Raw genomic sequence first — 23,207 nt, 5'->3', positions numbered from 1 at the left:
GAACTATTATGAGGGTCGTCGCCCCTGGAGGCGACATGATCCGATCGTTCGACGGGCACGAACCGGAAATCGCCGACTCGGCGTACGTCGACGAGAGCGCGGTCGTCGTCGGCGAGGTCACGATCGAAGCCGACGCGAGCGTCTGGCCCGGCGCGGTGCTTCGCGGCGACCACGGCCGCATCGTCTTGCGCGAGGGGGCGAACGTCCAGGACAACGCCACGATCCACGAGGGGGCGGAGATCGGTCCGTACGCGACCGTCGGCCACAACGCCATCGTCCACAGCGCGACGGTGGGACGGCGGAGCATGGTCGGGATGGGCGCGATCGTCCTCGACGGAACCGAGGTCGGCGAGAAGAGCCTCGTCGGCGCGAACAGCGTCGTCACCGAGCACACGACGATCCCCGACTCGGTCCTCGCTGTCGGCTCACCCGCCGAGGTCGTCAAGCAAGTCGAGGACTCCACCTGGCACGAGGCCGGCGACCGATACGTCGAGCTCTCGAGAACGCACGCCGAGACGTCGGAGGTGCTCGAGCGCGGGACGGTCTCCCCCGAGGACTGATCGTCGAAGTGGACGCCGGTCGCTACTCGAGGACGGTCTCCGGGCGCTTCAGGTAGAACTCCTGTTCCGTGACCCGTTCGTAGACGTCGTACAGCGTCTCGACGGCGCTCTCGTCCGGATCGAACCGGATGTGCGGGGCCAGGTGGTAGCCCTTGCAACTGGTCAGGAAGAAGTACAGCGTCTGGTGGTGTTTGGGCGTCGCGTCGACGACCCCGAGGTCGCGTCCGCCGAGGTCGTCCGAGAAGTCGTTGAGCAGCGCCGCGATGTCGTCGTGGAGCTGTTCGTCCGGTCGGTGCAACGTCGTGCCAAAGGTCTGTTGCAGGTACTTGCTCGTCGCCGCGAGAAACGGGTTCGAATCGATGCCAGTGGGATCGACGGACGCGAAGTCGTCGTACAGCGACAGCAGCGTCGACAGTTCCGCTCGAGTGACCGCGATGGGCATCACCGGGTCGCCTTCGGGGATCGAGTACGACGGGAAGCTGTGTGACTGCGGGTCGGGGAGCTCCGAAAAGATGCTATCGAGTGCCATATCAGACGTTCGACGCGCACGCCCCTAACGGTTGGTCCGGGACTCACCCGGCGAGATCAGTCGCTACTCCACCGTCGTCCCCGGTTCGTCGCCCTCGAGGAACGACTCGAGCGCGTCGAGGCCGAAGATCGACGCCCGCGCGTCTAACTCGAGCAACGCCCGGACCTTCGCGGCCATGCCTCCGGTCACGTCGGTCGCGTCGCTGCCGCCGAGGACGGCCTCGACGTCCGCGAACGACGTGATCCGGTCGATCACGGCGTCGTCGGTGTCGAGCACGCCGGGAACCGTCGAGCAGAGGCCGATCCGGTCGGCCTCGAGTGCCGTCGCGAGCTCCGCCACGAGTTCGTCCCCGCTGACGATCGTCACGCCCTCGCCGGCGTGGGCGACGACGTCGCCGTGGAGGACGGGGACGAACCCCTCCGCGAGCAAGGTCTGGACCTGTCCCGTCGACAGGTGGAGATCACCGTCGTCGTCGCGGTGGGCCGCCGAGAACGGGTGGACCGGCAGCGCCGGGACGTCGCGCTCGAGCAGGGCCTCGAGGACGAACTCGTCGAGCGTCTTCATCGCCCCGTGGATCGCGAGGGCGGCGTCGGCGTCGTGGGTCCCCTCCGTCGTGCTGACTCCGTGTTCGCTCGCGTGGTGGTGACCGAAGCTGCCGCCGCCGTGGACGACGACGAGCCGTTCGACTGCGCCACTCGAGACGGCGGCGGCCACGGCATCGGCTGCTCGCTCGAGTGCCGGCCCGTCGAGGGTCTCCGCGCGGTCCTTGTCGGTGACGACGCTTCCGCCGAGTTTCAGGACGATCATTCGAGCCGCTTCACCCCCTCCTCGGCGAGCTCCGCGCGGAAGGCGTCTTCACAGCCGGGCGTGAATTTCAGGGCCGTCTCCGTCGCGTCCGTCGGATCGAGCGCGACGATACAGCCGCCGCCGCCCGCGCCCGTCAGTTTCGCGCCGTAGGCGCCGGCGTCGCGGGCCGCCCAGACCATCGCGTCGAGCGACCGCGAGGAGACCCCAAGCGCCGAGAGCAGCCCGTGGTTGAAGTTCATCAGCCGGCCGAGTTCCTCGAGGTCGCCGGTCGCGAGGACGTCCTCGCCGTTTCTGACCACGTCGCCGATCGCTTCGACCGTGTCGCCGGCGAACTCGTACTCCTCGCGAAGTGCCCGGACGCCCGCGACGAGTGCGCCCGTATCACCTGCCCCGCCGTCGAAGCCGACGACGATCGGGAGGTCGGGGGCCTCGATCGAACGGCAATCGTCGCCCTCGACGCGGACTGCCCCGCCCGTCGCCGAACAGAACGTGTCGGCACGCGAGGCCTGTCCGTCCTGGACCTCGTACTCGGTTTCGAACGCCCGTCTGGCGATCTCATCGCGCTCGAGCGTGACGCCGAGTTCGCGGCTCGCGGCGTCGATGGCCGCGACGACGACCGCTGCGGACGAGCCCAGTCCCGCCCCCAGCGGGATGTCACTCTCGATGGTGACGTCGAAGCCGACCTCGTCTTCGCCCGTGGCGTCTCGAACCTGGTCGATCGCCCCGTCGACGTACCCCATCGCTGCGTCGATCAGCCCCTCGGAAACGTCGACGTCCGGGCGGTCGTCCGTCTGTCCGCCGTACTCGACGGTGAAGCCGTCGAGGGAGAGGTCTTCGGCGTGAACGCGGAGTTTGTCGTCGTCGCGCCGTCGCACCTCCACGCGAGCACGTCGCTCGATGGCACACGGCACCGCCGGCTCGCCGTAGACCACCGCGTGCTCCCCGAACAGGTACACCTTGCCGGGAGCGCTCGAGAGAGTCATGCCCGCCAGTTCGTCCGACGACGCTTAATAGCTGTCCGATTCGACCGCCGCGGGATGGCCGAACGATCCACCACGCACTCGTCGGCCGCTCGCTTATCTTCTCGGCTGTTCGAGTGGGCGTATGTCACGAGGCGATCGACGTTCACGCCGATCGATGCTGACGCTCGCCGGCGGAACGGTCGCGACCGCGCTCGTCGCCGGCTGTACCGAGGGGACTGGCGACGGCAACGACGTGCCGCCGTCGGAACAGGGTGAACCAGAGGGGGACCTCGACGACGTGGCCAACGACAGCGCCCCGTCGGCCGACAGAGACGAGTGGGCGGACGTCGACACGATCGAACTCGAGGCGACCACCGACGGCTGGACCGGGCGAGCGCCGGCCCACGTCGACGGCGACGTGAATCCGACGCTCCTCCTCGCAGAGGGCCGCGAGTATAAGTTCGTCTGGACGAACGCGGACGGCGAAACGCATGGGCTCGCCCTCAGGAACGACGACTACGACGAGGTCGCCTCGACCGAGATGACCGACGACGAAGGCGGTTCGCTCGAGTTCACCGTCGAGGCGACGAGCGAAATGACGCTGTACCTCTGTCTGGCCCACGGCGCCGAGATGGCCGGTGGCATCGAGACGTATTCGACGTGACCGTTCTCGTCCCTTTTCGAGAGGTACGAGAAGTGACTGGCCGACTGTGCGCGAACGAGTTGCATGCGAGACTCGACCTTCTCCAGTGGCGTCAGAAGTGGCCGTTCCGTGTTAGCTATAAGAATCCAGGCGTGGTGAGACCCCTATCCATGCCAAACTCGAGTATTGCCGTCGAGACAACTCGGGAACGCACGCTCGGTCACGACGAGTTCGACCCGATCGGGACGCTCGCCCTGATCACGCTGTACTTTCTCATTCTCGTCGTGATGTGGCTGTTCATGTACTTCGTCGAGTTCGTCGGGAACGGACCGACGGTGGTGGGTGTCGTATGAGGATACACACCTACGAGAAACTCTGGCTGGTCGGGGCGCTGGTGCTCGTCGTCGGGTTCATCGCGACGGTCACGTACGGAGCCGTCGGGCTGGGAATCTCGATGATCGACGACTCCGGTGGCACGCTCAGCCCGAACGCGGTCGGCGACGACGGGCGGTTCGCAGAGCCACGCGTTGAGCAGGTCGGCGAGAACGAGTACGAGGCGTACGTCGTCGCGTCGCAGTTTATCTTCCAGCCCGATCCGATCGAAGTGCCTGCCAACAGCACCGTGACGTTCTACATTACCAGTTCTGACGTGATCCACGGGTTCAGCGTCGTCGGGACGAACGTCAACACGATGGCCATTCCGGGTGAAGTCGCCAGGCTGACAGTCGAGTTCGAGGAACCCGGCGAGTACGGCCTCATCTGTCACGAGTACTGTGGTGCAGGCCACCACACGATGGAGGGGCAACTGATCGTCCACCCCGAGGACGAGTACGAACCGGGTGGTAACGCATGAGCACGTTCGTCGATGAGTATCCGTCCGAAGCGCGCGTGATCCGGATGTCCTTCTGGAGTTCGTTCGTCGCACTCACACTCGGTGCGGTCTTCGGGCTCATCCAGGTGCTCCACCGGACGGACGTCTACCGCTTCATCGACTCGACCGACTACTACACCGTCCTGACGGGCCACGGGGTCTTCATGGTCATCACGTTCACCATCTTCTTTCTCGTTGGCGTCTTCCAGTGGGCGGTGACCAGCAGTCTCGAGCGCGGTCCGGTCGACATACGGTTCACCTGGATGTGGTACGGCGTGATGTCACTGGGGTCGATACTGGTAGCGGTCGCGATCCTCGCGGGCTTTACCGACGCGACCGACGTGAGTTCGGACGTCCTCTTTACGTTCTACGCGCCGTTGCAGGCTCACCCGCTGTTTTACATCGGCCTGGTTCTGTTCGTGATCGGCACCTGGCTCGCCGGCGCCAGCTGGTTCTGGACGTGGTGGACCTGGAAAGACGATCACCCCGACGAGCGGATCCCGCTGCCGACGTTCATGGTCCTGACGACGATGATCATGTGGTACATCTCGACGATCGGCGTCGCGATTTCGATCCTCGCGTTCCTGTTGCCGTGGTCGCTCGGACTCGTCGACTCGGTCAATCCGCTGCTGACGCGGACCCTGTTCTGGTACTTCGGTCACCCGGTCGTCTACTTCTGGCTGATGCCGGCGTACCTGCTGTGGTACAACGTTCTCCCCAAGCTCTCCGGCGGTCGCCTGTTCAGCGATCCGCTCGCGAGGGTCGTGTTCATCCTCTTTATTCTGCTTTCGACGCCGGTCGGCATCCACCACCAGTACATGGACCCCGGGATCGCGGAGGGATTCAAATTCATCGTGATGACGAACACGATGTTCCTCCTGCTGCCGAGTTTCCTGACGGCGTTTACCGTCGTCGCGAGCATGGAACACGGTGCCCGTCAGCGCGGCGGCGAAGGGTACTTCGGCTGGCTGGGGGCACTGCCCTGGCGCGATCCGTCGTTCACCGGGATGGCGCTCGCGGGACTCGTGTTCTCCTTTGGCGGCTTCACGGGCATAGTCAACGCCGGCATGAGCCTCAACTACCTCGTTCATAACACGTTCTGGATCCCGGGCCACATTCACACCCAGGTCGGAACGGCCGTCGCGCTCACATTCATGGCTGGGTCCTACTGGCTCGTTCCGCAAGTGACCGGCAACCAGCTCGTGAGTCGGTCGGTCGGACTCTTCCAGGTCGTCCTCTGGTTCGTCGGCATCGTGTTCATGACGAACGCGATGTACCGCGGTGGGCTGGTCGGCATTCCGCGCCGAACCGCAGAACCACAGTACCAGGGTTTCGAGTACGAACCGCTGGTTGGCTCCGTTGCCGAACTGGACGCTCAGGTCGCCCTCGGCGGGACGCTCCTCTTTCTCTCCGCAGTCCTCTTTCTCTGGAACATGCTCCTCACCGCGTTCAACAGCGGCAGTGAACCGCTCGTCGACGGGACGCTTCCGCCCGCACTCTCCGGACCCGAGGACTCCCCTCGCGTCCTCGACAACCTGAAACTGTGGACTGCGATCGCCCTCGTGCTCATCCTCCTCGCGTACTCGATGCCGCTCGCGGGCATCATTCAGGACGGCGGCCTGTTCGGGCCCAACGTCGACGCGTTCCCGGTCTTCGTCGACGCCGTCTCCACCTCCGTCGACGCGACCGTCTCTTCTGTCTCGCTCGAGTCAATCCGAGGGATTATCACCTGATGCGGATCTCCCGGGCAATGCTCCTCGTGTTGATCGCGATCATCGCCGTGGTCGGCGTCGAGTTACGGACGGCACTCGGGTTCTTCGACATCCAACTGTCGATCACGTCGGTAATCGTGCTCATCGTGCTCGCGATCGGGGTGCTCGTGTTCTGGGCGACACTCCCCACTGCGGGTGAGTCGAACGAGGAGTAAACGCGACGCTCCGGCAGAAACAGAAACGGACGAGAATCGAAAAAACCGATCAGACCACGCTCTCGAAGTCCTCGAGCGAGTACGACGGCTCCGCGCCGCGGCGGTCGAGGACCTCGTTTGCGAGCAGCCAGTAGACGACCGAGAGGGCCTTGCGACCTTTGTTGTTCGTCGGGACGACGAGGTCGACGTTGCTGGTCTGGTTGTTCGAGTCACACATCGCGATGACCGGGATGCCGACCGTAATCGCTTCCTTGACGGCCTGTGCGTCGCCGATCGGGTCCGTGACGACGACGACGTCGGGTTCGATGTAGCCGTCGTACTTGGGGTTCGTGAGCGTGCCGGGGATGAACCGGCCCGTCCGTGCTCGCGCACCGACGGCCTCGGCGAACTTCTCCGCCGGGAAGCGACCGTACTGGCGCGAGGAGGTGACGAGGATCTGCTCCGGTGCGTAGTTCGCGAGGAAGTCCGCGGCCGTGCGGATGCGCTGGTCGGTCTTCGAGACGTCCAGCACGTAGAGGCCGTCGGTCCGGACGCGGTGGATGAACCGCTCCATGTCCTCGGTCTTCTGCTGGGTACCGATGTGGACACCGGCTCCGAGGTAGTCCTCGACGGGGATGAGCAGGTCGGCCTCCTCGTCGGACATCACGTCGTCGTCGAGGCTCGGCCCCTCGTCTGCTTCGGCCTCGGCTTCCGCCTCGGCGTCCTGTTCGTCCGCGGGTTCGACGTCCTCGGAGGGTTCGGCGGCGGGACCGGCTCCTTCGGCCGGTTCCTCGTCGATCTCCTCTTCGGCGGCGTCGAGCCCCTCCTGTTGTGCGTTGTCGTCAGTCATGTCGCGTCGTCTGCGATTCGAATGAGCTCGTTTAACTTTGCGGTTCGCTCGCCGCCGACAGCGCCCGTCTTGATGAACGGCGCGTCGGTCGCGACGGCGAGGTGTGCGATCGTCGCGTCCTCGGTCTCGCCAGACCGGTGGGAGACGACCGAGTCGTAGCCGTTGTGCGTCGCGAGTTCGATCGCGTCGAAGGCGTCGGTCAGCGTGCCGATCTGGTTGGGCTTGATCAGGATGCTATTGGCCGCGCCCTGTTCGATCCCCTCTGCGAGACGATCGGTGTTCGTCACGAACAGATCGTCGCCACAGATGAGCGTCTGCTCGCCCACGCGGTCGGTGAGCTCGGCGAACGCTTCGTAGTCGTCCTCGTCGAGCGGGTCCTCGACGTAGACGAGGTCGTACTCTTCGACTAGTGAGGCGACGTACTCGATCTGTTCGTCCGTGTCTCGAGTCCCGTCTCCGTACTCGTAGACGTCGGCGTCGGCGTCGTACATCTCGGAGGCTGCGACGTCGAGACCGAATTTGATCTCGAAGCCGACGTCGTCTTCGACCGTCGAGACGGCCTCGTCGACGATCTCGAACGCCTCCGCGTCGTCGATCGACGGCGCCCACGCGCCCTCGTCACCCTTGCCGCAGGCCTCGCCCCGTTCCGCGAGCAGGTCGGCGACCTCCCCGTGGACAGCGGCGTTGGCGAAGACTGCGTCGGCGACGTTCGGCGCGCCGACGGGTGCTGCAAGGAACTCCTGGATGTCGGTCGCGTCGGCGGCGTGTTCGCCGCCACCGACGACGTTGCCGAGTGGGATCGGGAAGTTCTCGCCGCGGAACGTGCCACCGAGGTGCTGGAACAGCGGCGCACCGAGCACGTCGGCACCTGCCTTCGCGGCGGCCATCGAGATGGCGACTGCGCTGTTCGCGCCGATCTCCGAAAAGTCGTCGGTGCCGTCGGCAGCGCGCAAGATTGCGTCGACCTCGCGCTGATTGCCCGCGTACGCCTCGCCGACGAGGCGCGGAACGGCGTGTTCGCGTGCCGCCGCGATCGCCTCGCCGGGCGGACGCTCGATCGCTTCGTACTCGCCCGTGCTCGCCCCCGAGGGAGCAGCCGCACGACCGAAGCCGCCGCTCTCGGTGAGGACGTCGGCCTCGACGGTCGGGTTGCCCCGCGAGTCGAGCACTTCACGGAGCCGGACGTCGGTGATCAGCGTCATTGCCCACCCCGCTTGACGGTGAAGGGAAGCACTCCCGCGTCGTACTCTTCGGCGGCGATCAGGATCGGCTCCGTCTGGTCGCTCTCGATCAGCACGGGCGCCCCGTGGGAGACCTGCAACGCTCTCGCACCGAGGATGCGTGCCTTCTCGTATCGGTTGTGGCGTTGTCCCTGCATTACTGGTATGGTGAGACGACGTCGACGAGGTCGGTGTGCGAGACGAGCATCCGTCGACAGCAGTAGCGCTCGACGCCGAGGTCGTCCAGCACTTCCGCTGGGTCCTCGTCGCCATCTTGAGCGCGTGCTTTGAACTCCTCCCAGTGTTCGCCCACGACGTTACCGCACGTGAAACACCGGACCGGTACCATCATGTCTGAATCACCTTAGCGGTAGGACTTCTGGTAGCGAGCCCGAGCGCCGGGACCGCCCCACTTCTTGGGTTCGGACTGGCGAACGTCGTTGACCAGCAGCGATCGGTCGAACTCCATGTAGGCGTCGCGGAGTTCGGCGTCGTTCGTGTACTGGACGATTCCGCGTGCGATGGCGGTTCGGACGGCGTCGGCCTGTCCGCTGATGCCACCACCTTCGACGCGAACGTCGATGTCCATCTCGCTGCGCAGGTCCTCCCCGGCGATGCGGAACGGCTCGAGCATCTTCAGCCGGGACATCTCCGGTTCGACCAGCTCGACGGGCTGGGAGTTGATTCGCACGCGACCTTCGCCGTCGTGCACCGTCGCGCGAGCGACGGCGGTCTTCTTCTTTCCGCTCGTGTTCGTTACCATGTGACGTTAGCACCGAGTTGGTCAGAGACTTCGCCCAGGTGGACGAAGCGGATGTTCGAGAGTCGATCCAGCGACGTCCCCTCGAGGATCTCGGCTTCGACGGCTTCGCCGTCTCCGCTTCGCGGACTCCGCGAGCCCGCGCTCTCCCCGTACGGGTTGCCGACGTAAACGCGGACGTTTTCGAACGCCTCGCGACCGCGCTGCTTCTTGTACGGCAGCATGCCCCGGATGGACCGCTTGAAGATCGTGTCCGGTCGCTTGGGGTAGTACGGTCCGCTGTCGGAACCGAGCTGGAGCCGCTTGCGGTACGTCTCGAAGACGTCTTCTTTGTCGCCGGTGATGACCGCGTCTTCCGCGTTCACGACCGCGATGCGCTCGCCCTCGAGGGCGCGCTCTGCGACCTGGCTCGCGACGCGACCCAGGATGCAGTCGCGGGCGTCGACGACGACGTCTGCGTCAAATTCTGCGAGACTCATCGAATCACCCGAACGTCAGATCCGTCTGGGTTCTCTTCGAGCAACTGCTCGAGCGGTACCGACTCGCCGACCTGGTCGATCTTCGTCTCTGCCGACGACGAGAAGTCGACGGCAGCGACAGTCACGTTCTTTTGCAACGCGCCGCTTCCCAGCACCTTGCCGGGAACGACGACCGTCTCTTCTTCGCGTGCGTATCGCTCGATCCGCCCCAGGTTCACCTCTGCGTGGGTGCGGCGGGGCTTCTCGAGTCGATCCGCAACGTCTCGCCAGACGTCGGCGTCCGTTTCGCGGGACGTCGACTTCAGCTCGGCGATGAGATCGTTGAGCCTCGGGTTCGTTTTACTACTCATTGATGTCCTCCAAATGTGGAAGTGGCGACTACACGGGATGTAGTCACAGTCACGGAGAAGTGATGCAGGGAGCAGGATTTGAACCTGCGGACTCCTACGAGACAGCGCCCTGAACGCTGCGCCGTTGGCCAGACTTGGCTATCCCTGCTCGCACTTCCGTCTACTGGGTGCCCCTTCAAACCCCTTTCGATTCGAGCCGATCTCGAGCGGTCGCCGGCCTCGTAGCTCTCGGCACCGGCAACCGACGTCTCGTGGGGTGAGAGGCGGGAAGTCATTCTATAGCTGTACTGCTTCTTCGAGTTCGGTCGCGCGAGCCTCGATCGAGTCGACGGCTCGAGCGACCAGTTCGTCGACCGTGAACGACCCGTCGGTCTCGACGTGGAAGACGAAGGCGTTCGGGACGTCCTCGACGCGGACCTCCTTCCCCGGGTACCGGTTCGAGAGGTCGTGGTCGAACTCGCTCGTCGGAACGAGTTCGCCGTCTTCTTCGATCACGCCGCGGACGATCCGACGCTCCTGTTCTTCGAACTCGGGGACGTCGTCGCCGACCTCCACGCGCTGGAGGTGGCGGTAGCCGACCGCGACCCCGCCCTGGTGTTTGGCGTGGTCTTTGCCTCGGTCCAAGACGGCGTCGGCCTCTGCCTCGAGGCGCTGGTCGTCTTTGAGTTCGATGATCGGGACGTTCTCGTCGGCCGGCTGGACGAGGGCGTCGCTCGAGACGAGGTCGCCCGAGTAGGCGGTCGCCGGGCCTTCGACGTCGATCGAGAGGGTGACGGTGTCATCCTCGGTGAACTCGCCTTCCGGCGGCGTCGTCAGCGGGACGAGCCCGAGCCGCAAGGCGAGTTGCTCGTCGAACATGACCGACGAGTTCTCGACGAACCTGACGGTGTCGATGGCCATGGTAGGGACGTCCGCGATCATCGCCCGGCGGATGCCGTTGGCGAACGCGGGCGTAACCCCGCGGACGAGAAATCGCGCCTTGCGATCCTCGCGTTCGACGAACTCGACGTCGTACTCCTCGGTCATGATCTAGTAGCCGCCCTTGCCTTTCGGTGCGCGCGATCCGTCGTGTGGGATCGGCGTGACGTCTTCGATGCGACCGATCTCGATACCCGAGCGTGCGAGCGCGCGGATCGTCGCCTGCGCACCCGGCCCCGGGGACTTCTGGAGGTTGCCGCCTGGGCCACGGACGCGAACGTGCAGACCCGTGATGCCGGCAGCTTTGACCTCCTCGGCGACGGACTCGGCCATCTGCATGGCCGCGTACGGCGATGCCTCGTCGCGGTTCTGCTTGACCGCCGTCCCACCGGAGGACTTGGCGATCGTCTCCGCGCCCGTGAGGTCGGTCACGGTCATGACGGTGTTGTTGAACGATGCGTGCACGTGGGCGATTCCCCACTTTTCGTCGTCTTGACTCATTTATTGACCCTCCGCGCGTTCCGGGTGGAGTTCGTCAGCGAGCGGACTGTTCTCGTCGAACGCGACGAGGCCTTCCTCGTCGACGTCGACGACGTACGATGGAACCCGCTGGCGCTGCTCGCCGAGCACGACGTGCCCGTGCGTGATGAACTGCCGGGCCTGCTGGGTCGTGTTGGCCAGCCCCTTGCGGTAGACGACCGTCTGCAGTCGGCGCTCGAGAACGTCCTCGATCTCGAGGCCGAGGACGTCGCCGAGGCCGTCTTCCTCGTCGAGGATACCGACGCGCTTGAGTCGGCCGAGGAACTCCTCGGAGCGGCGCTGGACCGTCTCGTCGCCCTGGGCCTGTCCGAGCAGGTCGCGGGCCTCGCGCCGATAGGATCGAAGTTCGGACTGGGCACGCCAGAGCTCTTCTTTGTTCTGCAGGCCGTACCGGTCGAGAAGCGAGTGCTCGGTGGCGATGCGTTCACCCTGGAACGGGTGATTCGGCGTCTCGTACTGCTTGGTATCGGTTCCAAGTGGCATTATTCACCACCCTCCTCGCCGCCTTCGGCTTCCTCTTCACGGATCTCCTCGACGTTGACTCCGATGGTGCCCTCCGTACGACCGGTGGACTTCGTCCGCTGACCGCGGACCTTCTGGCCGCGCTTGTGGCGGACGCCTCTGTAGGAGTCGATCATCTTCATCCGGTTGATGTCGTGCTGTCGCGTCAGCTGGAGATCGTTGCCGATCTCGTGGGTCGTTTCGCCGGTGTAGAAGTCCCGCTGGCGGTTGGTGAGCCACTCGGGTACCTCGTCGGCGTAGTTCTCTACGAGTTCGACGACGTCGTCGATCTGGTCGTCCTCGAGTCGGCCGAACGTCGCCGTTCGGTCGACACCCGCCTCTTCGGCGATGATTCGGGCGGTTCGGCGACCGATCCCGTTCATCTCCGAGAGCGAGCGCTCGACGCTTTTCGTCCCGTCGAGGTCGGTCTGACCGATCCGGACGAAGTATCGAAGGTCGTCGTCGTCCTCCTGTTGTTGAGGTTCTTCCTCGCTCATGTGTCGTGTATCTGTGTCTGTTGTGCGCGCGTTGCGAGTACCGGCGGAAAGCTGCCGGTGTGGTCTGAATCCGACGTCGTGGCGGGGATTCGAACCCCGGAGGCTTGACGCCACATGGTTAGCAACCATGCGCCTTGGGCCGCTTGGCTACCACGACTCGCGTCTATCATCGCCCTTCCGGACTCGGGGACGCGTCCCCTGCAGCGTATTGCACTCGAACGTACCCGCGTGGGGTACTTAAGCGCAACGAAAGTTCGGTCGGACGGTGGCGGTCTGCTCGCCGTCTCCCCTCTGACCGTGTAATGTCAACGCAATCCACTGCCCTTTATCACCACCGAACTGATACTCCGACTAGACAGGTGTCCCCGAACGACTTCCTGGGACGGCTCGCCGTCGCCGTGGTGGGTATCGTTGCCGTCGGCATGGCTGCGGCGACCGTCTCCGACACGCTCGAGGTCGGTGGATCCGGCGGCTTCGGAGCCGACAGCGGATCCGGCTCCGGCTACGCACCGCCAGCCGACGACCCCTCCGCAGGCGGCAGTTTTCCCGCCTTCCTCGAGTACCTCCTCGCCGCGCTCGTCGTCTTGCTGGCGCTCGCACTCGCCTGGTACCTCCTCGTCCACCGGCGGGAACTGGTCAAGATCCTCGCGGTGGTTCTCGTCGTCAGTGTCGTCGTAACCGCCATCGTCCTCGCGCTCTCGCAACTCGACTGGGGCAGTGCGATGAACGCGACGCCAGAAACGCCGGCGACGAACGAAACCCCTGGCGGTTCGCCGGGCGACGGCGAGGGCGAGATGCTCCCGATCTCGCTCGCTCCGGTCTTCGCCGTCCTCGCGGTCGTCGCCGCAATCTTCGCAGGCGCGCTCGTCGTCAGTCGCGACGACGAACGAGACGTGACCGTCGACACCGACTCAGACCTCACGGACGAGGACGTCGCCGCAGTCGGTGCCGCCGCCGGCCAGGCGGCCGAACGGATCGAGGGCGACGACGCGTCCGATACCCTCGACAACGAGATCTACCGCACCTGGCGCGACATGACTCGACTCCTCGAGGTCGACCGACCCGAGACGAGCACGCCAGGCGAGTTCGCGACCGCTGCAGTCGAAGCAGGGATGGATCGCGCGCACGTGAACGAACTCACTCGGCTGTTCGAGGACGTCCGATACGGCCACGCGGAACCGACCGCAGAGCTGGAGTCGCGGGCCATCGCCGTCCTGCGGGAGATCGAGGCGACGTACGCCGACGAAGACGACGAACCGACGGGAACGCGTGGTGACGAGCCGTGAGCGCGAGTCGCCGCTCGCTCGCCCTCCTGGGCGGCGTCCTCGCGTTCGCCGGTGCCGTCGCCGTCCTCGCGGGCGTCGTCGCGGTCGGGATGGTCCAGGGAACGATTCCGCTCGTCGGTATCCTTGCCGTCTTCGTGGCGGCGAGCGCGACGTTCCGGCGACGGACGACCGTCGATCGGACCGAGACGCCCGATCCCGAGCGTCGGCGGCACGTTCCGGTCCCCGGTGACGACCTCCTCGAGACGGTCGACCAGTTTCGCTCGAGCGAGTTCGGGTTCACGCCCACGACTCGCCGGATCACCGCCGGACTGCGCAGCGCGGCTGCCGCCGTCCTGACGCGGTTCGAAGGGCTCTCGGCCGACGAAGCCCGCGAACGGATCGAAGACGGGACGTGGACCGACGACCCACACGCCGCGGCTTTCCTCTCGCCGACCCTCGAGGAGCCAGGACGTCCGCTTCGAGAGCGAATCGCCGCGACGCTCGGCAGGACGTCGACGTTCCGGACCGGCGTGCGACGGACCGCCGCCGCCGTCGCGTCGATCGGGTACGCCGACGCCAGTCGCGACGAGTCGCCCGGGACGGTGACACTCCCCCGGTACGACGCCGAACGCGAGTCGGTCACCACTCGAACGACGTCCGACGCCGTCACCGGGACGGCGACCCGGACGAGTCGGTCGACGGGCTACTGGGTCGGGATCGGGACCGTCGCCCTCCTCGCGATCGGTCTCGGCGCGCTCGCCGAATCGTCGGCGGTCGTCCTCGCAGGCGTCGTCGGCATCGGCTACGCGGGCTTCGCGCGGACGAGCGAACCGCCGGTCCCCGAGATCGACCTCGAGCGGACGACGGGCGACGACTCGCCGGAACCCGGCGACGAGGTCGCGGTTACGGTGACGATCACCAACGAGGGCGGGACGCTGCTGCCAGACCTCCGGTTCGTCGACGGCGTTCCGTCCGGCCTGTCCGTGACCGACGGCTCCGCGCGACTCGGCACCGCCCTCCGTCCCGGCGAGTCGGTCACGCTCGAGTACACCGTCACCGCCCGCCGCGGCAGGCACACGTTCGATCCAGCGCTCGTACTCACCCGCGACCTCTCGCGTGCGACCGAGCGCGAGACGCTCGTCGCCGAGGAGACGACGCTCGTCAGCGAACCGGTCTCGCGTCCGACGGCGACACCGGTCCCGCTCCGGGCTGCGGCGGCGACGTTCGCCGGTCGGCTCTCGACCGCCGACGGCGGCTCCGGGACCGAGTTTCACTCCGTCCGGGAGTACCGCAAGACCGATCCGCTGAACCGCGTCGACTGGAACCGCCACGCCCGGACCGGCGACCTCGCGACCCTCGAGTTCCACGAGGAACGGGCGGCCCGCGTGCTCGTCCTCGTCGACGCGCGCGAGGCGGCTTACCTCGCCCCGGAACCCGACGCCGCCCACGCGGTCGACCGCTCGGTCGAGGCCGCGGGTCGCATCGCGGCCTCGCTGCTCGAGGACGGCGACGCGGTCGGTCTCGCGGCGCTCGGACCGACGTCACGTCCGGACGGCTCCGACGCGGACGAACCGTGCTGGCTCGCGCCGTCGTCGGGTCGCCACCACCGGGAACGGCTGCGCGAGTCGCTTGCGACCCATCCGCAGTTCTCGACGCTACCGCCCGTGCGCCAGTCGAACTGGCTCGGGCAGTTGCGGGCGATCCGTCGGCGGCTGTCGGCCGGGACACAGATCGTCTTGCTCACGCCGCTCTGTGACCAGGGATCGGTGGACGTAGCGAGACGGCTCGACGCTCGCGGGCACGCGGTCACGGTCGTCAGTCCCGATCCGACGACAGACCGGACGACGAGCCAGCAACTCGCGCGCGTCGGCCGTCGCATCCGGCGGTTCGACCTCCAGCGCGCCGGCGTTCCGGTCGTCGACTGGCAGGCCGACGAGACGATCGACGAGGCGTTCGCCCGGACGAACGCCGGTGGTCGCCGGTGAGCGAGATCACCCGCCGGCCGACGACAGTCGGGAGCGCGGTCGCGGTCGTCGCGGCGGTCGTCGCCCTCGCCGCCAGCGCCAGTTCGACGTCCGGGCTCGTTTTCGGGTTCGCCGGCGTCGGCGTCGTTACCGTCGGGGTGACTCGAGGACGCCGGCGTGCCGTCGACATCGGCGCTCTCGCGCTCTTTCTCGGCGTCGTCACGGGTGGGCTCGCCGGAGGCTCCGTCGAGGCGACCTTGCTCGGAACCGTCGGAACGGTCCTCGCGTGGGACTGCGGTCAGAGTGCGGTCGACCTCGGCGAGCAACTCGGCCGCGAGGCGGACACGTGGCGACTCGAGGCCGTCCACGCCGGCTCGAGTCTGCTGGTCGGGCTGGCGTCGGCGACGATCGGGTACGCGGCGTACGTCGTCGCCGGCGGCGGCCAGCCGGTCGCGGCTGTCGTCCTGTTGTTGACCGCGGCGATCCTCGTCACGATCGGCCTGGGCACGGATCGCGTTCGGCGCGACGGCGCTCGCCGGTAGGACTCGCGTCGTCGGTAGCGGACCGGGACGTCCGCGCCGTCGATAACGGACGGCCAGTAGCCGAGACGTCCGGGGGCGTAACTGAATCGGAACAGAACTAGACGCCGATGTACTCGTCGTTGAGTTCCCACTCGCCGTCGTCGCCGCGGACCATGTACTCGCCGTAGTAGGGGACGCGATTGGCCACGGTTTCGCGGAACGCCTCGCGGATCTCCGGTTTGGTCATCTCGCCCATCGGGCGCAGGTCGTCGTTGCGGTTGAGACAGCCCTTCAGGTAGCCGTTGTGCGTCACCCGGACGCGGTGGCAGTTCGCACAGAAGGTGGGGTTCTCGACGGGATCGACGATCTCGACCATACCCCCGTTTACCCAGTAGCGCTTTCGGTCGTGCATCTCCCGGTGTTCGACCTCGTCGGCCTGCTCGGCGAGCCAGTCGTGGACGCGTTCGATGTCGATCGCCCACTCCGGCTTGCCGGTCAGTTCGGGCATGTACTCGATGAGCTGGAGCTGGAGGCCGTCGTTCTCTGCGACGTGGTCGACCATCCCCGGCACGTAGCCCGCCGTGTGCTCGAAGACAACCATGTTGAGCTTCACGGGGTCGAGCCCCGCCTCGAGTGCCGCCTCCACGCCCTCGATCACCCTGTCGTAGGCCCCGCTCTTGGTGATCTCGGCGAACGCCTCGGGCTCGAGGGCGTCCTGGGAGACGTTGACCCGCTCGAGTCCGGCGTCGACGAGCGCCTCCGCGCGGCCCGGCAGGAACGTCCCGTTGGTCGTCAGCGATACCTCCATCGAGTCCGGCGTGCGTTCGATGATCTCCTCCAGGTCCTCCCGGAGCATCGGTTCCCCGCCGGTGAACTTGACCGCGTCGACGTCGAACTCGGCGGCGACCTCGAGGAAGCGAACGACGTCGTCGGTGCTCATCTCGTCGTCCTGTGGTTCCATCGGACCGCGCGTGTCCCCCAGTCCCTCGTTGTGACAGTAGACGCAATCGAAGTTACACCGATCGGTGAGCGAGACGCGAACCCCGGTCACCTCGCGCCCGAAGTCGTCGGTGAGCATGTCACCCTGTTGCAGTCGAAACTAATTAAATACGTTGGGGGAACCCGCACTTCGATAACCGAAACTGGTTTCGAAATAGTCGGCAGATCTGACGGTGTTCGAATCGGGACGGTCGGGGCGTCCGGACGGATCGGCCCCGTGGCTCTTTATTCGCAGGCGTGGTCGTACGTGCCCGATGGGAACGAGTACGATCGCCGAACTCGCGATCCCGACCGAGGAGTTCGCGCTCCGACGAACGCTCGAGTCGGTATCCGGGATCGACGTCGAGGTCGAGCGAGTCGTCGCCCACGAACAGGACCGCGTCATGCCGTACGTCTGGTTCTCGGACGGCGAGTCGGACCTGGCCGACCTCGACGAGGTGCTCGAGGCAGATCCGAGCGTCGAAGACATGGAACTGCTCACCGACCTCGACGACGAGCGCCTCTACCGGATGAGCTGGGTCGAAGACGTCGCGGTGATCGTCCACGTGCTCACCGAGGAGGAAGCGACGATCCTCGACGCCTCGGGCAACGCCCACCGGTGGCGGCTCCGGATCCTCTTTCCCGAGCGTGACGCACTCTCGCGGACCTACGACTTCGTGACCGACCGGGGCCTCCAGCTCGACATCGAGAAGATCCACGAACTGAACGAGGATCGACACGGCCGGTACGGGCTCACCGACGCCCAACACGAGACGCTCGTGACGGCACTCCAGCGAGGCTACTACCAGATCCCGCGCGAGGTCGACATGGAAGGCCTCTCCGACGAACTCGGGATCTCTCACCAGGCGCTGTCCGAACGGCTTCGGCGCGCACACCGGACGCTCGTCGAAGACGCGATCGAGGTCGGTCCCCCGGACGAGGGCGACTCGAGCGACCGCTTCCAGAGTGGCCAACGCTAGCCGCGGTTCGGAGTCGGCAGTCCTCGTCGCTGGCACAACAGCTACCCCTCGTGACGTCTAACGACGCCTATGGACGACGACATGCTCGCAGACCAGCATCGCCTGGTCGAACTCGTCGAAGCGGACGACTGGGAGGTGACGGACGTCGAGCTCTCGGCGTACGACAGTCCCTGGGCCGACGAGAGCAATCCCGAAGCGACGGTGACCATTACGGCGCGAAAGACGTACGAGAGCGAGGCGGACGAAGGCGGCGACGAGGACGAAGACCAGGACGACAACCCGTTCCGGGTGAAGTGATCGCAGCCGCGATCCGACTCGAGACGCGGATTAACTCACGTTCAGGAGATATTCGTCGACGAACCAGGAGATGATACTCCCCTCTGCGCGGTGGAGGACGTCGCTACAGGTCGCCTTCGAGATGCCGAGGTCGTCCGCCACCCCGGTGAGGGTCGTCTCCCGAGGCGTCGCGTAGTATCCGCCGTCGACTGCCGCCAGGAGGAGTTCTCGCTGTCTGTCCGTCAGGATTCGATCGGCCTGGTTGGTCCCGAGTTCGTGGACGTACTCGATGTCGTACGAAATGCCGGCGTCCTCGAGTCGCGTTCCGAGGTCGGACAGACGCGCCGACGACGTCGTCAGCTGCCACGTCGCCGTGCCGTCCCGGATCTCGAAGGGCATCTCGATCGGGACGCTCGCCTGCCACACCGGCAGGAGCAGCGGCGGGCTCGTCGTCTCGAGTTGCAACAGCGCGGTCTCGTCGTGCTTCCAGAGGAGGTCCAACTCGACGACGTCTTCGCTCCGATCGATGGCGGTGATGACCGGGAGTGACTCGTCCGTCCGCACTTCGACGAGCCCGATGCCCGTTCGTTCGCCGGCCAGCAGCGTGACGACCCGGAAAACGGCGTCCGGATACGTCGTCGAGACGTCGTGAATCCACGTTTCTCGAGGAACGGTGATCGACAGCTTCGCGCGCGGCATACTCGTTCTTGCTCCCGAGGGTCCCTGAGGACGAGTGCGAACATGTTCGAACGGACGAACTCGTTTGCGCTCCGCCGATGTGTTCGGCCGAACCGCCAACCGACGGGCGCGACAACTGGGAGGTACGAGGTCGTTCCAAGATGCAAATGCGCAAGGACCCGTTCCTGCTCGTCGCCGGACTGTACCTGACGGTCGGACTGCTCGCCGTCGGCGGCCGGCTGGCGTTCGAGGCAGGGCTAATCGAATCGCTCCCCCGACTCCGGTGGCTGACGATCCACTTCGTCACCATCGGCGGGATGACACAGGCGTTGTTCGGCCTCCTGCCGTCTCTCGTCGGCGCGGCGGACGGCTCGAGAGCGGACATCAACGAGGGTTCTCGATGGCTGCAGTGGCTGGTGCTGAACGCCAGTTATCCGCTCGTCCTGATCGGCATGGCGGCCGGGTCGACCATCACTGCAGTCGTCGGTGCGACGGGGGTCCTGGTGGCGCTCGCACTCCTCGCGGTGACTGTCTACCGGACGAGCGCGGGCGGTCACGAACTGCTTCGCTACTACCGGATCGCCCCGTGGTTCCTCGTCGCAGGGCTCCTCGCGGCGCTCGGCATGCTGTCGAACGTCCACGGGCCCGGCGGCTACTTCGGCTCGATCGAAGCGCACGTCCACGCCAACGTCTGGGGCTTCCTCGCGCTCGTCGTCGCCGCGACGCTCCTCCTGGTCCTCCCCGTCCTCCTCGAGACGGACCTCCGCTATCCGCACCTGGTCCCGGTCACGTTCTGGGGACTGACGCTCGGCGCTGGCGGACTCGTCGCCGGTCCGTGGCTCGCCCGCCACGCGCTCACGATGCTCGGACTCGTCGTCTACGTCGGCGGGACCGTCGCGCTCCTCGCGAACGTCGTCGGCACCTGCCGGGCCAGCGATCGCAGCCCGAACAGTCGCGTCGCGCTCGTCCTCGGGGCGTACCTGTGGCTCGTCTTCCCGGTGCCGTGGGCGCCGTTCGTGTTGCTGCTTCCGGACGTCGTCCCCGCCGGGGCGATCGAGGTCGCGGCCATCGACGGTCTCGTCTTCGGGTGGATGCTCCAGCTCGCGATGGCGTTCCTCCCGGTCGCGGCTGTCGCACTCGACCGGACCGACGGCGATCGATTTCTCGAGAACGTCGTCGCGGCTGCCGACGCCGTTCCGCGGCCGTCCTGGCTCCAGGTGGGGAGCGTGAACGTCGGGGTGCTCGCGCTCTGGCTGAGTGCGCTGCCGCCGCTCGAGGGCGTCGGCGACGCGCTGACGCTCGGCGGGTACGCCCTGATCGCGGTCGCCTGGACCCTGTTCGCGGCGTCGCTCTGGTGGTCGATCGCGGACGCACCGGCGTCCGGTACGCGGCACGTCGAGGACGTCGACGTCGTGCGAGAGCGGACGTAGCGAGCGACGACGGGCTGCGCTCTCGAAGCAAGAGTCGGGCGAGAGACCCTCTCATACGGACCGCTGTACGTCAAGTACCGGGGCAACCGCGAACCGTCTTGCGGTCGCCCCGGGACACAGGTACAGCAGACCGTATCAGCCCTTGATGTTACAGACGGGGAACGTCCGCGCCACCTTGTCGCCGATGCCGAGTTCGTCCGAGACGCGGACGACTTCGTCGACGTCCTTGTAGACCCCCGGCGCTTCCTCGGCGACGGTCGCACCCGACTGGGCTTTGACGTAGATCTGCTGCTGGTCGCGCAGTTCCTGCTGGACGTCGCCGCCCCAGTAGTCTTTCTTCGCCTGCGTGCGACTCATCACTCGACCCGCGCCGTGGGCCGTCGAGCCGAACGTGAGTTCCATCGAGTTGTCGCCACCGGAGAGGACGTAACTGCCCGACCCCATGCTGCCCGGGATGATGACCGGCTGGCCGACGCTGCGGTAGGCCTCTGGTACCTCGGGGTGGCCCGCCGGAAACGCCCGTGTCGCTCCCTTGCGGTGGACGAAGTACTCGCCCTCCTCGCCGTCGACGGTGTGCGTCTCCTTTTTCGCGATGTTGTGGGCGACGTCGTAGAGCAGTTCCATCCCCATCTCCTGCCACGGCCGATCGAAGACCTGCTCGAACACCTGCCGCGTGCGGTGCATGATGAGCTGGCGGTTGACCCACGCGAAGTTGATCGCTGCGTTCATCGCGCCGTAGTAGTCCTCTGCGAGCTGTGAGCCCGCGGGTGCGGCCGCGAGTTCCTTGTCCGGGAGCTGGTTCAACAGCCCCTGGTGTTGTTTTTCGATCTTTCGCAGGTAATCGTTACACGTCTGGTGACCCAGCCCTCGCGACCCACAGTGGATGAGGACGACGATCTGATCCTCCTCGAGTCCGTACGCGTCGCCGATCGTCTCGTCGAAGACGTCCGTGACTCGCTGGACCTCGAGGAAGTGGTTGCCCGATCCCAGCGAGCCGACCTGATTCTTCCCGCGGTCTTTCGCCTTCTGGGAGATCTTCGAGGCGTCGGCCTCCGCGCGGAAGCCCTCGTCTTCACAGTGGGCCAGGTCGTCCTCGACGGCGTGGCCGTTCTCGAGCGCCCACCGGACGCCACCCTCGAGGATCTCGTCGATGGTGTCGACGTCCGTCTCGACGACGCCGCCGCCGCCCAGCCCCGACGGAATGTTCTCGAACAGGGCGTCGACGAGCTCCTGTTCGGTGCCCTGTACGTCGTCGTAGGCCAGGTTAGTTTTCATCATCCTGACGCCGCAGTTGATGTCGTAGCCGACCGCTCCCGGAGAAATACAGCCGTCTTCGGCATCGAGCGCCCCCACACCGCCGACCGGGAAGCCGTAGCCCTGGTGGCCGTCGGGCATGCAGATCCCGTACTTCGTCATTCCCGGCAGCTGCGTCGAGTTTTTCAACTGTTCTAGGGTCTTGTCACCGGCGATCTCCTCGAGCAGGAGTTCGCTCGCGAACACGCGAGCGGGAACGCGCATGTCCCCCTCCCGTGGAATCTCCCAGACGTACTCCGATACCTGCTCGAGCGTGATGCCGTCTGCGTCGAACGTGGTCATACTCGACCGTCCGCGAGCATCGGTGAAAGACCTGTTCCTGCAACGCGGCTACACGTCGAAGACGACGTACGCCTCCCACCCCTCCCCGGTCTCCTCGAGGCGCATCTCGGAGTAGGTGACGGCTTTCACGTCGCGGGCGTCGACGGCCTCGAGCGGGACCCCGCGGGCGCTTCCCTCGAGGTGCCACTCGTCGTCGCCATCGGGTTCCGTGATCGTCGCGTGGTTGTCGACGGGGAGTTCGCCGCGAACGTCGCGCAGGTAGATCAGTTCGTCGAGGTAGTCGAACAGCAGCGCCTCTCGACTTTCGGCGCGAACGTCGACGTCGAACCGGGCGCCTTCTTCGGGCACGTCGTCGCAACTGGCTGCCGCGAGGCCGTCGGCGACGGCGGCGAAGACTGCCTCGAGCGTCGGTCCCGTCGCGGCGACGGCGACGTCGGCTGTGTGCTCGCGGAGTTCGAAACTCGTACGCATTCGACAGTGGGTTCGACGGCAGGGGTAGTAGGTCCATCGCCGCAGTGGACCGCGGCTTCGTGATCGGCTTCGAAATCGACGGACTTGCGAGCAGTTGCCGGTGGAATTATATTGACGTCGCTGTTACTCGAGGGTAGTGAGCGTCAACGTCGACAGCCGTGTCGTCGCCCCGGGCAGTGACGAGTACGTCGAAGACGCCTGGGAGCTCAAAGAGCGCATCCACCAACGCGAGGGCGTGCTCAAACAGCGACGCGGCTTCTTCACGGACGCCTACCGCCGCGCGACGGTCCACTGCTCGCTCGAGGACGAGAAACTGGTCGGCTTCGCGGCCGTCCGTCGCGACGGATACATCCTCTTTCTGGCCGTCTCGCCGGAGTATCGCGGCGAGGGGATCGGCAAGCGACTGATCGCCTGCGTCGCGGAGGATCACAACACGATCACCTGCCACGCCCGGACGAGTAACGAGAACGCCCTCCAGTTCTACGAACACCTCGGCTTCGAGATCAAACGCCGGATCGACAACTACTACGAGGATGGCGGCGACGCCTACTACCTCAAACTCGGCGACGGCGGCATCACGGATCGGATCTCGGACCTGGTACGGCGGTAGGCCCGGTCCAGTCACGACCTCCCATTCCCCCGAGCGACGCGTCGG

Annotated in this window: 30 protein-coding genes, 2 tRNA genes and 1 pseudogene; 13 read left to right on the top strand and 20 right to left on the bottom strand. The window is 66.2% G+C overall.

Going from position 1 to position 23,207, the window contains the following annotated elements; translation table 11 throughout:
* The first annotated feature begins 35 nt into the window (after positions 1-35).
* Complete coding sequence (locus tag MU558_RS14465) at positions 36-560, top strand: gamma carbonic anhydrase family protein (protein WP_246967517.1); 525 nt, start codon at positions 36-38, stop codon at positions 558-560.
* Between the two features lie 22 nt (positions 561-582).
* Here the strand turns inward: MU558_RS14465 and MU558_RS14460 are convergent, their stop codons facing one another.
* The 3 genes from MU558_RS14460 to mvk all read right to left on the bottom strand — a co-directional run bounded on the left by MU558_RS14460 (position 583) and on the right by mvk (position 2,879).
* Complete coding sequence (locus MU558_RS14460) at positions 583-1,089, bottom strand: hypothetical protein (RefSeq protein WP_246967514.1); 507 nt, start codon at positions 1,087-1,089, stop codon at positions 583-585.
* Positions 1,090-1,152: 63 nt separating this feature from the next.
* Entirely contained in the window at positions 1,153-1,896 is a 744-nt protein-coding gene (locus MU558_RS14455) for an isopentenyl phosphate kinase (protein ID WP_246967511.1), read from the bottom strand.
* Complete coding sequence (gene mvk / locus MU558_RS14450) at positions 1,893-2,879, bottom strand: mevalonate kinase (protein WP_246967508.1); 987 nt, start codon at positions 2,877-2,879, stop codon at positions 1,893-1,895. Before mvk ends, MU558_RS14455 begins: the two co-directional genes overlap by 4 nt.
* Before the next feature lie 154 nt (positions 2,880-3,033).
* Between mvk and MU558_RS14445 the strand changes: the two genes are divergently transcribed.
* The 5 genes and pseudogenes from MU558_RS14445 to MU558_RS14425 all read left to right on the top strand — a co-directional run bounded on the left by MU558_RS14445 (position 3,034) and on the right by MU558_RS14425 (position 6,299).
* A complete protein-coding gene (locus MU558_RS14445) occupies positions 3,034-3,522 on the top strand; it encodes a hypothetical protein (protein WP_246967505.1) in 489 nt (162 codons plus the stop codon).
* A 149-nt stretch (positions 3,523-3,671) separates the two neighbouring features.
* On the top strand, positions 3,672-3,854 hold the full coding sequence (locus MU558_RS14440) for a cytochrome oxidase (protein WP_246967489.1): 183 nt from the start codon (positions 3,672-3,674) through the stop codon (positions 3,852-3,854).
* Positions 3,851-4,336: pseudogene (locus MU558_RS14435) on the top strand (cytochrome c oxidase subunit II); the annotation flags it as partial. The gene MU558_RS14440 and the pseudogene MU558_RS14435, both read left to right, overlap by 4 nt.
* 14 nt (positions 4,337-4,350) lie before the next feature.
* Complete coding sequence (locus MU558_RS14430) at positions 4,351-6,105, top strand: b(o/a)3-type cytochrome-c oxidase subunit 1 (protein WP_246967487.1); 1,755 nt, start codon at positions 4,351-4,353, stop codon at positions 6,103-6,105.
* A gap of 17 nt (positions 6,106-6,122) precedes the next feature.
* Positions 6,123-6,299, top strand: coding sequence for a CbaC protein (locus tag MU558_RS14425; protein WP_246967484.1), 177 nt, complete (start codon positions 6,123-6,125; stop codon positions 6,297-6,299).
* Positions 6,300-6,348: 49 nt separating this feature from the next.
* Here the strand turns inward: MU558_RS14425 and rpsB are convergent, their stop codons facing one another.
* From rpsB to MU558_RS14360, 13 genes are all read right to left on the bottom strand, one after another.
* Positions 6,349-7,128 (bottom strand): 30S ribosomal protein S2, encoded by a 780-nt coding sequence (gene rpsB / locus MU558_RS14420; RefSeq protein ID WP_246967481.1) that lies wholly within the window; start codon positions 7,126-7,128, stop codon positions 6,349-6,351.
* Positions 7,125-8,330, bottom strand: a complete 1,206-nt coding sequence (eno, locus tag MU558_RS14415) for a phosphopyruvate hydratase (RefSeq protein ID WP_246967478.1) — start codon at positions 8,328-8,330, stop codon at positions 7,125-7,127. Before eno ends, rpsB begins: the two co-directional genes overlap by 4 nt.
* Positions 8,327-8,506, bottom strand: a complete 180-nt coding sequence (locus MU558_RS14410) for a DNA-directed RNA polymerase subunit K (RefSeq protein WP_246967475.1) — start codon at positions 8,504-8,506, stop codon at positions 8,327-8,329. The genes eno and MU558_RS14410 overlap by 4 nt, the downstream gene beginning before the upstream one ends.
* Entirely contained in the window at positions 8,506-8,700 is a 195-nt protein-coding gene (locus MU558_RS14405; RefSeq protein WP_246967472.1) for a DNA-directed RNA polymerase subunit N, read from the bottom strand. The genes MU558_RS14410 and MU558_RS14405 overlap by 1 nt, the downstream gene beginning before the upstream one ends.
* A gap of 12 nt (positions 8,701-8,712) precedes the next feature.
* Entirely contained in the window at positions 8,713-9,111 is a 399-nt protein-coding gene (locus tag MU558_RS14400) for a 30S ribosomal protein S9 (RefSeq protein WP_246967469.1), read from the bottom strand.
* On the bottom strand, positions 9,105-9,587 hold the full coding sequence (locus MU558_RS14395; RefSeq protein WP_246967466.1) for a 50S ribosomal protein L13: 483 nt from the start codon (positions 9,585-9,587) through the stop codon (positions 9,105-9,107). Before MU558_RS14395 ends, MU558_RS14400 begins: the two co-directional genes overlap by 7 nt.
* Positions 9,584-9,937: a 50S ribosomal protein L18e gene (locus tag MU558_RS14390; RefSeq protein WP_246967463.1), complete on the bottom strand. Its 354-nt coding sequence runs from the start codon at positions 9,935-9,937 to the stop codon at positions 9,584-9,586. Before MU558_RS14390 ends, MU558_RS14395 begins: the two co-directional genes overlap by 4 nt.
* A 63-nt stretch (positions 9,938-10,000) precedes the next feature.
* Positions 10,001-10,085 (bottom strand) — tRNA-Leu (locus MU558_RS14385).
* A 128-nt stretch (positions 10,086-10,213) separates the two neighbouring features.
* A complete protein-coding gene (locus MU558_RS14380) occupies positions 10,214-10,963 on the bottom strand; it encodes a DNA-directed RNA polymerase subunit D (protein WP_246967460.1) in 750 nt (249 codons plus the stop codon).
* 3 nt (positions 10,964-10,966) lie between these two features.
* Positions 10,967-11,356 (bottom strand): 30S ribosomal protein S11, encoded by a 390-nt coding sequence (locus tag MU558_RS14375; protein ID WP_006182145.1) that lies wholly within the window; start codon positions 11,354-11,356, stop codon positions 10,967-10,969.
* A complete protein-coding gene (locus MU558_RS14370; protein WP_246967457.1) occupies positions 11,357-11,878 on the bottom strand; it encodes a 30S ribosomal protein S4 in 522 nt (173 codons plus the stop codon).
* Positions 11,878-12,393, bottom strand: coding sequence for a 30S ribosomal protein S13 (locus MU558_RS14365; RefSeq protein ID WP_246967455.1), 516 nt, complete (start codon positions 12,391-12,393; stop codon positions 11,878-11,880). Before MU558_RS14365 ends, MU558_RS14370 begins: the two co-directional genes overlap by 1 nt.
* A 74-nt stretch (positions 12,394-12,467) precedes the next feature.
* Positions 12,468-12,550, bottom strand: a tRNA-Ser gene (locus MU558_RS14360).
* Positions 12,551-12,752: 202 nt separating this feature from the next.
* Between MU558_RS14360 and MU558_RS14355 the strand changes: the two genes are divergently transcribed.
* The 3 genes from MU558_RS14355 to MU558_RS14345 are packed head-to-tail and all read left to right on the top strand — an operon-like array spanning position 12,753 to position 16,164.
* Positions 12,753-13,679, top strand: coding sequence for a DUF4129 domain-containing protein (locus MU558_RS14355; protein WP_246967452.1), 927 nt, complete (start codon positions 12,753-12,755; stop codon positions 13,677-13,679).
* The gene (locus MU558_RS14350; protein ID WP_246967449.1) at positions 13,676-15,643 is read left to right on the top strand and encodes a DUF58 domain-containing protein; all 1,968 of its coding nucleotides are present in this window, start codon (positions 13,676-13,678) and stop codon (positions 15,641-15,643) included. The genes MU558_RS14355 and MU558_RS14350 overlap by 4 nt, the downstream gene beginning before the upstream one ends.
* Positions 15,640-16,164 (top strand): DUF7519 family protein, encoded by a 525-nt coding sequence (locus MU558_RS14345; protein ID WP_246967446.1) that lies wholly within the window; start codon positions 15,640-15,642, stop codon positions 16,162-16,164. The genes MU558_RS14350 and MU558_RS14345 overlap by 4 nt, the downstream gene beginning before the upstream one ends.
* A gap of 97 nt (positions 16,165-16,261) precedes the next feature.
* On the opposite strand, the gene moaA is transcribed toward MU558_RS14345, so the two are convergent.
* Complete coding sequence (moaA, locus tag MU558_RS14340) at positions 16,262-17,221, bottom strand: GTP 3',8-cyclase MoaA (RefSeq protein WP_246967443.1); 960 nt, start codon at positions 17,219-17,221, stop codon at positions 16,262-16,264.
* Between the two features lie 175 nt (positions 17,222-17,396).
* Here moaA and MU558_RS14335 point away from each other — a divergent pair, with 175 nt between their 5' ends.
* Entirely contained in the window at positions 17,397-18,101 is a 705-nt protein-coding gene (locus MU558_RS14335) for a helix-turn-helix domain-containing protein (RefSeq protein ID WP_246967440.1), read from the top strand.
* A 69-nt stretch (positions 18,102-18,170) separates the two neighbouring features.
* Positions 18,171-18,398: a hypothetical protein gene (locus tag MU558_RS14330; protein ID WP_246967437.1), complete on the top strand. Its 228-nt coding sequence runs from the start codon at positions 18,171-18,173 to the stop codon at positions 18,396-18,398.
* A 30-nt stretch (positions 18,399-18,428) separates the two neighbouring features.
* Here MU558_RS14330 and MU558_RS14325 read toward each other — a convergent pair whose 3' ends face one another.
* Entirely contained in the window at positions 18,429-19,076 is a 648-nt protein-coding gene (locus MU558_RS14325) for a helix-turn-helix domain-containing protein (protein WP_246967435.1), read from the bottom strand.
* A gap of 140 nt (positions 19,077-19,216) precedes the next feature.
* On the opposite strand from MU558_RS14325, the gene MU558_RS14320 reads away from it, so the two are divergent.
* Positions 19,217-20,485, top strand: coding sequence for a hypothetical protein (locus tag MU558_RS14320; RefSeq protein WP_246967432.1), 1,269 nt, complete (start codon positions 19,217-19,219; stop codon positions 20,483-20,485).
* 135 nt (positions 20,486-20,620) lie between these two features.
* Here MU558_RS14320 and MU558_RS14315 read toward each other — a convergent pair whose 3' ends face one another.
* Entirely contained in the window at positions 20,621-22,081 is a 1,461-nt protein-coding gene (locus MU558_RS14315) for an RtcB family protein (protein WP_246967416.1), read from the bottom strand.
* Between the two features lie 48 nt (positions 22,082-22,129).
* On the bottom strand, positions 22,130-22,552 hold the full coding sequence (locus MU558_RS14310; RefSeq protein ID WP_246967414.1) for an archease: 423 nt from the start codon (positions 22,550-22,552) through the stop codon (positions 22,130-22,132).
* Between the two features lie 136 nt (positions 22,553-22,688).
* On the opposite strand from MU558_RS14310, the gene MU558_RS14305 reads away from it, so the two are divergent.
* Positions 22,689-23,162, top strand: coding sequence for a GNAT family N-acetyltransferase (locus MU558_RS14305; RefSeq protein WP_246967411.1), 474 nt, complete (start codon positions 22,689-22,691; stop codon positions 23,160-23,162).
* Positions 23,163-23,207 lie beyond the last annotated feature (45 nt).

The organism is Natribaculum luteum (assembly GCF_023008545.1).
GTDB classification, from domain to species: Archaea; Halobacteriota; Halobacteria; order Halobacteriales; family Natrialbaceae; genus Natribaculum; species Natribaculum luteum.
This window is presented reverse-complemented; position numbering and strand designations above follow the sequence as displayed.

Bases quoted from the DNA above. Each gene is read 5' to 3' on its own strand.
- MU558_RS14465 (WP_246967517.1), top strand. From the start codon at position 36: ATGATCCGATCGTTCGACGGGCACGAACCGGAAATCGCCGACTCGGCG.
- MU558_RS14460 (WP_246967514.1), bottom strand. From the start codon at position 1,089: ATGGCACTCGATAGCATCTTTTCGGAGCTCCCCGACCCGCAGTCACAC.
- MU558_RS14455 (WP_246967511.1), bottom strand. From the start codon at position 1,896: ATGATCGTCCTGAAACTCGGCGGAAGCGTCGTCACCGACAAGGACCGC.
- mvk (WP_246967508.1), bottom strand. From the start codon at position 2,879: ATGACTCTCTCGAGCGCTCCCGGCAAGGTGTACCTGTTCGGGGAGCAC.
- MU558_RS14445 (WP_246967505.1), top strand. From the start codon at position 3,034: ATGCTGACGCTCGCCGGCGGAACGGTCGCGACCGCGCTCGTCGCCGGC.
- MU558_RS14440 (WP_246967489.1), top strand. From the start codon at position 3,672: ATGCCAAACTCGAGTATTGCCGTCGAGACAACTCGGGAACGCACGCTC.
- MU558_RS14430 (WP_246967487.1), top strand. From the start codon at position 4,351: ATGAGCACGTTCGTCGATGAGTATCCGTCCGAAGCGCGCGTGATCCGG.
- MU558_RS14425 (WP_246967484.1), top strand. From the start codon at position 6,123: ATGCTCCTCGTGTTGATCGCGATCATCGCCGTGGTCGGCGTCGAGTTA.
- rpsB (WP_246967481.1), bottom strand. From the start codon at position 7,128: ATGACTGACGACAACGCACAACAGGAGGGGCTCGACGCCGCCGAAGAG.
- eno (WP_246967478.1), bottom strand. From the start codon at position 8,330: ATGACGCTGATCACCGACGTCCGGCTCCGTGAAGTGCTCGACTCGCGG.
- MU558_RS14410 (WP_246967475.1), bottom strand. From the start codon at position 8,506: ATGCAGGGACAACGCCACAACCGATACGAGAAGGCACGCATCCTCGGT.
- MU558_RS14405 (WP_246967472.1), bottom strand. From the start codon at position 8,700: ATGATGGTACCGGTCCGGTGTTTCACGTGCGGTAACGTCGTGGGCGAA.
- MU558_RS14400 (WP_246967469.1), bottom strand. From the start codon at position 9,111: ATGGTAACGAACACGAGCGGAAAGAAGAAGACCGCCGTCGCTCGCGCG.
- MU558_RS14395 (WP_246967466.1), bottom strand. From the start codon at position 9,587: ATGAGTCTCGCAGAATTTGACGCAGACGTCGTCGTCGACGCCCGCGAC.
- MU558_RS14390 (WP_246967463.1), bottom strand. From the start codon at position 9,937: ATGAGTAGTAAAACGAACCCGAGGCTCAACGATCTCATCGCCGAGCTG.
- MU558_RS14380 (WP_246967460.1), bottom strand. From the start codon at position 10,963: ATGACCGAGGAGTACGACGTCGAGTTCGTCGAACGCGAGGATCGCAAG.
- MU558_RS14375 (WP_006182145.1), bottom strand. From the start codon at position 11,356: ATGAGTCAAGACGACGAAAAGTGGGGAATCGCCCACGTGCACGCATCG.
- MU558_RS14370 (WP_246967457.1), bottom strand. From the start codon at position 11,878: ATGCCACTTGGAACCGATACCAAGCAGTACGAGACGCCGAATCACCCG.
- MU558_RS14365 (WP_246967455.1), bottom strand. From the start codon at position 12,393: ATGAGCGAGGAAGAACCTCAACAACAGGAGGACGACGACGACCTTCGA.
- moaA (WP_246967443.1), bottom strand. From the start codon at position 17,221: ATGCTCACCGACGACTTCGGGCGCGAGGTGACCGGGGTTCGCGTCTCG.
- MU558_RS14335 (WP_246967440.1), top strand. From the start codon at position 17,397: ATGGGAACGAGTACGATCGCCGAACTCGCGATCCCGACCGAGGAGTTC.
- MU558_RS14330 (WP_246967437.1), top strand. From the start codon at position 18,171: ATGGACGACGACATGCTCGCAGACCAGCATCGCCTGGTCGAACTCGTC.
- MU558_RS14325 (WP_246967435.1), bottom strand. From the start codon at position 19,076: ATGCCGCGCGCGAAGCTGTCGATCACCGTTCCTCGAGAAACGTGGATT.
- MU558_RS14320 (WP_246967432.1), top strand. From the start codon at position 19,217: ATGCAAATGCGCAAGGACCCGTTCCTGCTCGTCGCCGGACTGTACCTG.
- MU558_RS14315 (WP_246967416.1), bottom strand. From the start codon at position 22,081: ATGACCACGTTCGACGCAGACGGCATCACGCTCGAGCAGGTATCGGAG.
- MU558_RS14310 (WP_246967414.1), bottom strand. From the start codon at position 22,552: ATGCGTACGAGTTTCGAACTCCGCGAGCACACAGCCGACGTCGCCGTC.